General features: G+C 45.1%; 9 protein-coding genes. 3 read left to right on the top strand and 6 right to left on the bottom strand.

The window, feature by feature from the left end; translation table 11 throughout:
• Together WS34_RS12950 and WS34_RS12945 are read left to right on the top strand one after the other, a co-directional pair.
• Positions 1 to 661 (top strand): 6-bladed beta-propeller (locus WS34_RS12950; protein WP_046405276.1); only part of this gene is annotated, 661 nt, incomplete at its 5' end.
• A gap of 11 nt (positions 662 to 672) precedes the next feature.
• Entirely contained in the window at positions 673 to 1,275 is a 603-nt protein-coding gene (locus WS34_RS12945; protein WP_046405275.1) for a hypothetical protein, read from the top strand.
• Positions 1,276 to 1,328: 53 nt separating this feature from the next.
• Here the strand turns inward: WS34_RS12945 and WS34_RS12940 are convergent, their stop codons facing one another.
• From WS34_RS12940 to WS34_RS12920, 5 genes are all read right to left on the bottom strand, one after another.
• Positions 1,329 to 2,708 (bottom strand): C1 family peptidase, encoded by a 1,380-nt coding sequence (locus WS34_RS12940; protein ID WP_046404638.1) that lies wholly within the window; start codon positions 2,706 to 2,708, stop codon positions 1,329 to 1,331.
• 24 nt (positions 2,709 to 2,732) lie between these two features.
• Positions 2,733 to 4,124, bottom strand: a complete 1,392-nt coding sequence (gene lpdA, locus WS34_RS12935; protein WP_046405272.1) for a dihydrolipoyl dehydrogenase — start codon at positions 4,122 to 4,124, stop codon at positions 2,733 to 2,735.
• A 795-nt stretch (positions 4,125 to 4,919) separates the two neighbouring features.
• On the bottom strand, positions 4,920 to 5,720 hold the full coding sequence (locus WS34_RS12930) for a metal ABC transporter permease (RefSeq protein WP_013612363.1): 801 nt from the start codon (positions 5,718 to 5,720) through the stop codon (positions 4,920 to 4,922).
• 110 nt (positions 5,721 to 5,830) lie between these two features.
• Positions 5,831 to 6,583, bottom strand: coding sequence for a metal ABC transporter ATP-binding protein (locus WS34_RS12925; protein ID WP_046405271.1), 753 nt, complete (start codon positions 6,581 to 6,583; stop codon positions 5,831 to 5,833).
• A gap of 1 nt (position 6,584) precedes the next feature.
• Positions 6,585 to 7,472 carry a metal ABC transporter solute-binding protein, Zn/Mn family gene (locus WS34_RS12920; protein WP_022160985.1) on the bottom strand — a complete coding sequence of 296 codons (888 nt, stop codon included), beginning with the start codon at positions 7,470 to 7,472 and terminating at the stop codon, positions 6,585 to 6,587.
• 342 nt (positions 7,473 to 7,814) lie between these two features.
• Here WS34_RS12920 and asnA point away from each other — a divergent pair, with 342 nt between their 5' ends.
• On the top strand, positions 7,815 to 8,852 hold the full coding sequence (asnA, locus tag WS34_RS12915; RefSeq protein ID WP_013612360.1) for an aspartate--ammonia ligase: 1,038 nt from the start codon (positions 7,815 to 7,817) through the stop codon (positions 8,850 to 8,852).
• 82 nt (positions 8,853 to 8,934) lie between these two features.
• Here asnA and WS34_RS12910 read toward each other — a convergent pair.
• On the bottom strand, positions 8,935 to 10,487 hold a 1,553-nt coding region (locus tag WS34_RS12910), incomplete at its 5' end, for a S41 family peptidase (protein ID WP_046405269.1).

Raw genomic sequence — 10,487 nt, 5'->3', positions numbered from 1 at the left:
TTCCTTAAAAAAACATCGGATTATTCATTCTTTTTTCCCGAGAAAAGAATATGCGGATTTGATACTTTGTAATGCCCTGTATGAATACAAGGATACGCTGTGTTTTTATTATGATAAAGATCGGATCATTTATCAGTTGTCTACTGATCGGGCCGAGGTACGCTACCGTCTGGATAAAGGCAAATACGATCGTTTGCAAACAAGGGAAGAATTTATGCAAGTTCAGGGGAAAGAGGTGCCTTATCGCCGGATCGATTTCGAACATTGTAATGAAACGGATAAATATGTAATCGGTTCTTATTATTTTAAAGGGAAGTTTTATATTTTCATTTATGATAAAGAAACGGAGATAACGAAAAATTATAGGTGGGTGAACAACGATTTATTGGGAACAGGTACAGAAGGGGGGATAAGATGGTTTAATTGGAATTATGGTTTGTGTTTTAAGCAGGATTACTTATGGATGATCGCTATTGATTGGATAAAGGTGATGGGGATCGTGAAAGGAAGATCGACAGCAGAAGAATGGGAGCGTTATTGTGAAGAACATCCGGATTTTATTCGTTATTATAACGAATTGCTACGTGACCGGGAAGATGAAGAGGGATGGGATACTGAAGTGGGAAGTAAGCTTTTCATACTTAAATATTATTTTAAATAATATGGATTTTTATGAAATGGAAAATCGATTATCCCTATGTGGTGTGTATCGTTTTTTTGATCGGAACAGGAATATGGATGAATTACCTGTCGATAAAAAAACAGGGATTGGAAAAAGAGGTCGAATGGTTCCGGCAGGAGACCGAACGGCTCGGGCAGTTTTATCAGCAGGTGACGGATCTTTATTTTACCGGTTTACAGGTGGTGACCATCGATCCGGGACAGGTTCAGGCCGATTCATTGAAAGAAGGTGTCGTGATTTGTCTGCCGACTACACCCCTGGATAGTTTGGAAGGAGCTGCCTTTAAGTATACCCTGAGCCGCTTGCAGACTTTGAAGGGGTGTAAAGTAGGAGTGTGGTTGTACGGTGAAGCTACCGGTGAAGTGGCCGATTGGGTAAAAGAATACGGATATGATTGTATTTATTCCGGCCGGAAACCGAATGGACTGCCCGATGCCAGTATATTCTATCTGGATACCGGGTGTAAAGCGGAAGCTCTTTTCAAACTCCAGCCTTATGCCGTTCATTTGTTAAATAAATATATGAAGTTTCTGAGAGATCACTATATGGCAGGAGGAACGGTGTACGTACAAATGAACAACAGCCGGAATTGATACAATAAATGATGAACGAAAAGGCTTTTTCGTTCATCATTTATTATTTTCGTTTAATACATATAGTCGTAAACAGGCAACTGTACCGGTTTGCCTTTCAGGGCTTCGATGGCTTTGGCGTTGAGGTAGTTTTTGCGGATCACGATACGGAACATGTATTCATCGAACCATTTGTCGGTGAATGTCAGATAGCCGTTGTGGCCGGAAGCTGCTCCCCAGCTGTTTTCGAACTCCCATTTTACGGGTTTGTCGTTTTCGTCGGTGTCGCAGGCCACCAGAGTCATGGCGTGGGAAGAACCGCTCTGACGGGTGAGGATACGGGCTTTTTTATCCATATCCAGTTTCACGCCTAACAGGGATTCATAATCGTACATTTCGGGATCGAGGATACCTTCTTCCCGGTTGAACTGTTTCCCTACATCGCAGGAGGCATACATCGGCTCGTTGTTTTTAATGGAAGCCAGGGCGGCCTCTTTGATATCTTCGTTGGGCAGATTGAGATAAATCCAGTTGATTCCCTCGATGGTATTCCGGTAATTCTGAATTTCGTATGTTTTGTAATATTCCCGGGTCGGATCGTTCATGATCATGATATAGTTGGAAGGACTGTAGTCGGCCGGGGTGATTTCTTTGTAGAACTGTTTCGGCGTGTAATTGGCCAGCTCTTTGATATTCCCGTCTTTATCCTTATATCTCCACGTAAACTGATGAGGAGGCTCACCCAGGCAGAGGGCCAGAATCCGGTATACTTCTTTCAGCGTAGCCATTTTAGCGTTTGTAAGTTCCTTCCCTTTTTTGCCGGCAGCAGTCATTTCGCGCAGTTCATAACCACCTTGGCGCAGTTTTTCATTGATGATGCTCACCATCTGGGAAGTATTGTTGGAATGAGCGGTTTCGGGCATCACTTCCTGAGGCACTACTCCGTATTTCTCGGCAGCATTGTAATAAAGGTTCCATACTCCGCCGTCTCCTACAGGAGCTTTGAAGTATTCCACTACTGTCCGGTCGTCCATCGGTTGCTTGGCGGTTGCGATGATGTTTTCGAGGAAAAGATTCGACTTTTCGAAGATATCCCAGAAATACAGGTAGTTGTGTGAAAAATCGAATTGGCTGAGGTTGTATTTTTTCATGATCGACGGGCGTAATACGTTCATTGAGGTAAACATCCAGCACCGTCCGGAACTGAGCTGATTGGTAATGCCTTTCACATCTGCCCGGTATTTGAAATAATGGTCGATTTTACCTTGCAGATCACGGTTCAGGGCATTGCCTTTGATGTCTTTGTCGGCAGTCAGTATGTTCTGAATGGCTTTCGTAGAAGCATCCTTTTTGAAACTACTCTGGATTTCCTGCAGGTCTTTTTCGGAGAGCGCTTGTGCGAAAACTCCGGAGCAGGCCAGAAAGAGGGTCGTTGTGATTAAGGTTTTCTTCATTGTATCGGTATTTGAATTAAAAAATTACAGATGGATTACTTCGTCATAGGCAGCTGCTGCAGCCTCCATTACGGCTTCACTCATCGTCGGGTGCGGGTGAACGGTTTTGATGATATCGTGTGCGGTAACCCCTTTCTTCCGGGCTAAAACCAGTTCGGCAATCATTTCAGTGACGTTGGCACCGACCAGATGTGCACCGAGCAGTGTATGGTCCTTGGCATTGAAGATCAGCTTTATAAATCCATCGTTAGCTCCGGCTGCACTAGCTTTCCCTGAAGCGGTAAAAGGAAATTTACCGATTTTCAGTTCGTAACCGGCTTCGGCGGCTTTCGCTTCACTCAGGCCGACGGAGGCTACTTCGGGCGAAGTATAGGTACAACCCGGAATGTTGCCGTAATCGATCGGTTCGGGAGTCAGGCCGGCTAATTTTTCTACACAACAAATGGCCTCTGCCGAAGCAACATGGGCCAGAGCCGGACCGTGTACGATATCTCCGATGGCATACACGCCTTCGACATTGGTACGGTAGTAGCCGTCTACTTTAATTTTACCTCTTTCCATTTCGATACCCAGTTCTTCCAACCCGATGTTTTCAACATTGGGAGCGATACCGACAGCCGACAATACCATTTCAGCTTCGTAGGTCTCGATTTGATCTTTCTTATTCCGGATATTGATTTTCAATAATTCACCACTGGTATCGATACTCTCGACGGTAGATTTTACCAATACTTCGATACCGGCTTTCTTGAACGAGCGTCCCACCTGTTTAGATACTTCTTCGTCTTCGACAGGCAGGATCGTAGGCATAAATTCCACCAGGGTCACTTTAGTCCCCATCGCATTATAGAACCAGGCCAGTTCCGAACCGATAGCTCCGGAGCCGACTACCAGCAGTGAAGCCGGTCGATGATCGAGGGTCAGCGCTTCACGGTAACCGATAATCCTTTTCCCATCCTGAGGAATGGCCGGCAATACCCGTGAACGTGCACCGGTAGCCAGGATAATATGTTTCGCTTCGTATATCGTTTGTTCCCCGGCGGCTGAAGTAACCGCTACTTTTTTATCTGCCGTCAGTTTCCCATGTCCGGGAATTACGGTAATGTTATTTTTTTTGAAAAGATACTGGATGCCTTTGCTCATTTTGTCGGCAACTCCCCGGCTACGGGCGATGATTGCCTGAAAATCGGGCTCTGCATGTTCGATCTGGATTCCGTAGGCCTCTGCATGTTGTGCATATTCGAGTACCTGAGCCGATTTTAATAAAGATTTGGTTGGGATACATCCCCAGTTCAGGCAGATTCCTCCTTGTTCGGCACGTTCCACTACAGCGACATTAAAACCCAATTGAGCACCACGAATGGCAGCCACATACCCACCGGGGCCACTCCCGATGACGATTAAATCGTAATTCATATTTCAAACGTTTTAAATTTTCTTTGCTGCCACAAAACTAATAAAAGATCAGGGATAAAACAGCGCTTTATCCGATTTGGTAGAAATTTTTTCAAGGAAACTGGAGAAAAAAGGCGAATAATTTAAAAAAGTAGAATTATTCTGTACTAATTCGTCTTCGGTGATCGGAATTGGAGACCCGGTCGCTTCTGTCGGTCGTCTACCTTTTTCTTTCACTGACCGGCGGAACTCCTCGCAAGCTCGTCAGACACCACCGGTCGGGCGTTCAGAAAAAGCAAGACGACACTCGACAGAGCTCCAATGGTCTCCAATCCCGATCACCTCCGACTAACGTTATCACTGAATTGCAGACCAGTCTTGATTTAAGAAAGATTATTCTCACTGGAAATAATCCGGACGGTCCGTCTTCCTGCTGCTGCAAATTTCTGGTTGTATTTTCTTTGCCGGTTAGCTCTGCCGTGAGATGCAGGGTTTTATGCCGGAAGACCATTGGAGCGGGAACGAGGGTTCGGTTAGGTTTTCCGAACGCCCGACCGGTGGTGTTTGACGAGCTTGCGAGGAGTTCCGCCGGTCAGTGAAGGAAAACCTTAACGGACCGGTCCAGGCGAACCGGTCTGACGGTATAAAACCCGAAATCGGAATAGATAGAAAAAAAATAAACCTAGGTATAATTAGTTCGTAAAGTTCTTAAAGTTGCTCCTTCGTTGCTTAAAAGTTCATAAAAAAAGCACCCGCAGGATCCAGGGACTTATAAACTAATTTAATTTTACAATTGAACGGATGGTTATTTTTTTGTTATCTGATTTTGTTTATCAGCCAGCTGATCAGGAAAAAGAGAAGGAAACAGATTACGATGGTGGCACCGGTGGGAATATTCAGAAAGGCAGAAAGGAATAGTCCGGTAATCGAACCGGCGGTACTGACCAGGGCGGAAGCCAATAGTTGCTGTTTGAAGTTTTTGTAAAAGATGCCGGCGATAGCCTGAGGAATAGTCAGATAGGAAATGACCAGAATGATTCCGGCTAATTTCAGGGACAGCACGATACAAAGGGCGATGATCAGTGTGATGGCGATGTCTATCCGGTTGACATGCACATGGTGAGTACGGCTGTATTCTTTATCGAAAGCGATGTAGAATAACGGACGGTAGAAACGGGCGAAAAAAAGGATGATACCCAGACATAGAACCACGGAAAGGATAATCTGTTCCCGGGTAACGGTCAGGATATTCCCGAAGAGATACGACATCAGATTGGGGGCATACCCTGGAGTGAGGTAAATAAACAGGATACCGATTGCCATACCTGCCGACCAAAAGATGCCGATCAGGGAATCTTCCTTGAGCTTTTTACTGTCGGAAAGGAACAGAATTCCCAGGGCAGATAAAATCGAGAAGGCTGTGGCACCTAACATAGGAGATAACCCGAGGTAATATGAAAGTCCTAAGCCGCCGAAAGAAGCGTGGGTGATTCCGCCGCTGATGAATACCATTCGTTTGGCAACGATGTAGGTACCTACCAATCCACAGCTGATACCGATCAACAACGTACTGATCAACGCATTCTGAAAAAAATCATATTTTAAAAGTTCCAGCATCTTCGATTCTTTTTATTCATTATTTCTTCTTCCTTTTTTCCTCAAGTCTCCTTTTTCGTCTTTTCCCTTTTCGTCTCTTTGCCTATAGCTTTTAGTAGCTTCACCGCCTGCTACTGTTTACCTTTTTCGTGTTCCTTCAGCACCCGGTGCGGAATTTTTCCGTGAGTGATCAACTCGATGGGACAGTGGTACGATTGCAACTGTTCTGCACTGATCAGGTTAGAATTATGATAATGCAATTCCCGGTTGACACAAGCGATAGTCTTCACATAGGAACAGATAGTTCCCAGATCGTGAGATACCATGACTATGCTCAGCGATTTATTGAGTTCTTCCAGGATGGTGTAAAATTCCTTTTCGAAATTACTGTCTACATAAGTTGTCGGTTCGTCGAGGATCAGGATGCGGGGAGACGCAATGATCGCCCTGCAAAGGAATACCCGTTGCATCTGTCCGCCCGATAAATCGCCGATCGGTGCTTTCTTATATGCTCCCATACCGTATTGATCGAGTAAATCCCAGGCTTTTTGTTTTTCGGCTCGGGTATAGGATTTGTAAAGTCCCTTTTCGGACATCAGGCCGGAGAGGACTACTTCGGTGACATCGATGGGAAAACGCTGGTCGAAACGGCTGTTCTGTGGTAGATAGCCGAAGAGATTTTGTCTGGAGACGGGGTAAATGACCTCTCCGCTATAAGGCTTCAGTAACCCCAGTATCACTTTGAGCAGGGTGGTTTTTCCGCCCCCATTGGGACCGATGATGCCAAGAAAGTCATGCTCATAAATTTTCAGATTGACTTGATGAAGAATGACTTCATGGTCATATCCGGCGCTTACATTTTTGAGTTCGAGTATGGGGGGCATGTTATTTTTCAGGTAAATATTTATCTAGGGTATCGATCAATCGGTTCATTTCAGCTGTCCAGTTTTCGGTCAGCGGGTCGATCTGAATGATTTGGCCTCCGATTTGTTTGGCTACGGATTCGGCATTATTGACATCGAATTGACTTTGGATAAAGATCATATGGATATTTTTTTCCAGGGCCAGATCGATGATTTTTTTCAAATGGGCCGGATTGGGTTCTTTCCCTTCGTCTTCGATCGAGATTTGTTCCATCCCGTAATCGGCAGCAAAATAAGTCAAAGCCGGATGATAGATCAGAAATATTTTGTCTTTTTTATGATCCAGTACTTGTTTGGCACGATCGGCAATGCTGTCGATCTTCTGGAGAAGGGCCTGGTAATTTTGTTCGAACTGTAGTTTTTGTTCCGGATATTTTTCCGATAGTACTTCATAGACGGTAGTGGCCATAGTGCGGGCATGTGCCGGAGAAAGCCAGATATGAGGATCTACTCCGTCGTGTTCGTCACCTGCGGCATGCGTATGCCCACAGCTTCCGTGAATCAGTTGCAGGTTGGCGGAGTGATTTACGATTTGGATATCCGGGCGGTTTTCGAGAACAGGAAATAGATGGATTTGTTCGAAAGGTAAATAACCGATGGTGAAACAAAGGTCGCTATCGTATAACTTCTTCAGTTGTTCCGTACTTAGATCACAGGTAGCCGGATTCATACCCGGAGGTATCATGACATTCACCGTCAGGTAATCACCGGCGATTTGTTCTGTCAGGTATTTTTGAGGAAGAATACTGACGCTCACCAGCCGGGTAGAAATGGATTTATTTTTACAGGAAATCAGGAGGTTCCCGATCAGAAAGAAAAAAAGGAATAAACGAAAATATTTGGTAATCATTGTGTTGAATAAAATATGTAAATCAAGTTATCTGTGCTATTTAGATTCGGTAAAGATAAGCTAAATTATCGGAATTTGAAACAGTAGTGTCATTTTCCAAATCTGTATTTTGTTAAATTTTCAATCGGCATTTTTATTTTTCGATTTTTACTTTATATTTGTCATGAATGAATACGAGCCATGGTCCTTTTTAATTCTAATATCAACCTGAATAATAATTGCAATGCAGAGCGGTTGCAAAGGGGAGGTTATGGTTAAAAACGGAACAGATCAGATATATGGATGAGCCTTCCCGATGCGGGGAGGCTTTTTTGTTGGTTATAAACTTAAATTTTTACCCTTATGAAGCAATTATTTTTACCGGAAGACTACACTTCGGTCTTGGATGTATGGCAGACAGAGCATGCCATTAAATTTATCAAGGACACCTTTCAATTGGCGCTGGCTGCGGAATTGAAGTTGCGCCGGATTACAGCACCTATTGTCGTTCCTTCGGGGAAGGGCTTGAACGATAACCTGAGCGGTACTGAACAGCCGGTGAGTTTCGGAGCCCGTGTATTAGGAGGACAACGAGCCGAGATCGTACAATCGCTGGCCAAATGGAAACGTTATGCTCTTTGGCGGCATCATATTCAGCCGGGTATGGGAATTTATACCGATATGAACGCTTTACGTCCGGATGAGACGATCGATAATATTCATTCGGTGTATGTCGATCAGTGGGATTGGGAGAAGGTGATTACCCCGGAAGAACGCACGCCGGAGCGGTTACAGCTTTGTGTCGAGAGAATTTATGCGGCCTTGAAACGTACCGAATTTTTATTGAGTGAACAATTCCCGGTATTACAACCCTTTTTACCCGATCGGATTCATTTTATACATGCCGAAGAGTTGAGAAAGCAATATCCCGGTTTGTCCCCCAAGGAAAGGGAAGAACGAATAGCCTGCCAGTTCGGGGCGGTTTTTATCCGGGGGATCGGAGGAGCTTTGGGGGATGGAACGATTCACGACGACCGTTCACCGGATTATGACGACTGGTCCACTGAGGCGGAAGACGGTTCGGTAGGTTTGAACGGAGATATCATTGTATGGAACCCTGTATTACAGTCTGCTTTCGAGATTTCTTCGATGGGGATCCGGGTGGATCGGGCTGCCTTGGAAAAACAATTGTGGCTGAAAAATGCAGGGGACCGGAAAAAATTGTATTTCCACTCTCTTTTGTTGGAAGGGAAATTACCCCAAACAATGGGGGGAGGAATCGGACAATCCCGGCTCTGTATGCTCTTATTGCAGAAATGTCATATCGGAGAGGTACAAGCCGGCTTATGGCCCGATGAGGTATTGACCGAATGCGAAAAAGCCGGGGTGTTTTTGTTTTAATACCGATAAAACAGAAAAAACGGTAACAACGGAAAGCATTATTGCTATTACCCTTGTTACCGTTTTATCGGTTGGCACCTGATTATTTTATTTCCTTCATCAGGCTTTCTACAGCTGCTTCCAGTTGCAGATCACGGCCTTTCATGGCGCTGGCCGGGTCGTTGGTCACTTTGATGTCCGGTTCGAGCTGCATATTCTCCAGGATGCGGCCTTGGTTGTCTTTCATTCCTACCTGAGGAATACCGAATACCAGGCTCGGATCCATCAGAGTTTCCCACCATACGGCGGTCATCGTTCCCGGTACAGGCATACCGATTACTTTACCGAGTCCCAGTTCTTTGTAGGCCCAGGGGAATCCGTGGGCGTTACTGTAGTTGCTTTCGCTGACTAATACGGCCGACGGTTTGTTCCATTGAGTGAACGGATCTTCACCGATGAATTGGCCACGTGGAACGAATTCGGCGTATTTCTTACCGCTCAGCAGGTGTAACAGGTCTTCATGTAGCCAGCCTCCGCCGTTGTAACGGGTGTCGACGATTATCGCTTCTTTGTTCCGGTATTTGCCCAGTATTTCAGAATATACTTTACGGAAACTGGGACTATCCATGCTCTTCACATGTACGTAACCGATTTTCCCATTGGATAGTTTTTCAACCATTTCCTGGCGTTGTTTTACCCAGCGGTTATATAGTAAACCGTTTTGGTTGCCGTAAGTGGTCGGTTTCACATATTCCTCCCATTCCTTTTTGGTAGAAGGATCGTAGATTGTCAGCATTACCCGTTTACCGCTCAGGCCTTCCAGTATCTGGAAATAATCCTGTCCTTTTTTGATTTCCTGATTGTTGATTTTCCGGATAATCATACCGGGTTTGATTTTACCACTGGTTAGATCCAGCGGACCTTTCTCCAGGATTTCCTTGATCTTCAGGCCATCGCCGTCGAATGTCTCGTCGTAAAAAACACCCAGGGCTGCCGTCTGTGAAGAACTGCCGCCTCCTTTGTAGCTGGCACCGGTATGGGAAGCATTCAGTTCGCCCAGTAATTCGGCCAACATTTCGGCAAAGTCGTAATTGTTGTTGATATAAGGCAGGAAGCGGGCATATTCTTTTTTATAGAAAGCCCAATCGATATTGTGAATAGTAGGATCGTAGAATTTATCTACTACTTGCTGCCAGACGTGATCGAACAGGTAAGCCCGTTCTTCGGGTTTCTTCCATTCGAACTCGGCATTGTAGCTCATACCTTTCAACTGGCCGGAATTCATATCCACTTTAGAGATTTGTCCACCGGAAAGCAGGTACAGGTTTCTGCCGTCTTTACTCATAACGAGAGCACCGCCTCCTTTGTTCAGTTTGGATAACATACGGGTACTTCCGTTTTTGAAGTCTCTGACCCAAAGGTCGTAACCGCCTTCAAAAGCGCTCAGGTAATATAGTTTTGAAGCGTCGTTGGTCAGTACGGCGTCGCCCAGACGGGAAGAATTGATGGTCAGGCGTACCATCCGGTCTTCCAGGTTTTCAAAGTCGATTTTGAGTTCGGGGAGCTTGTTTTCTTCTGCTTTCGCTTTTTTACCTTCTTTTTCTCCTTCGTCTTTTTTATCTCCCTCTTCTTTTTTACCTTTTTTCCCGGCTTTAT

This window comes from Odoribacter sp. N15.MGS-14, from assembly GCF_000980245.1.
GTDB classification, from domain to species: Bacteria; Bacteroidota; Bacteroidia; order Bacteroidales; family Marinifilaceae; genus Odoribacter; species Odoribacter splanchnicus.
The sequence above is the reverse complement of the archived record's forward strand: the minus strand, read 5'-3'. Positions and strand labels throughout refer to the sequence as shown.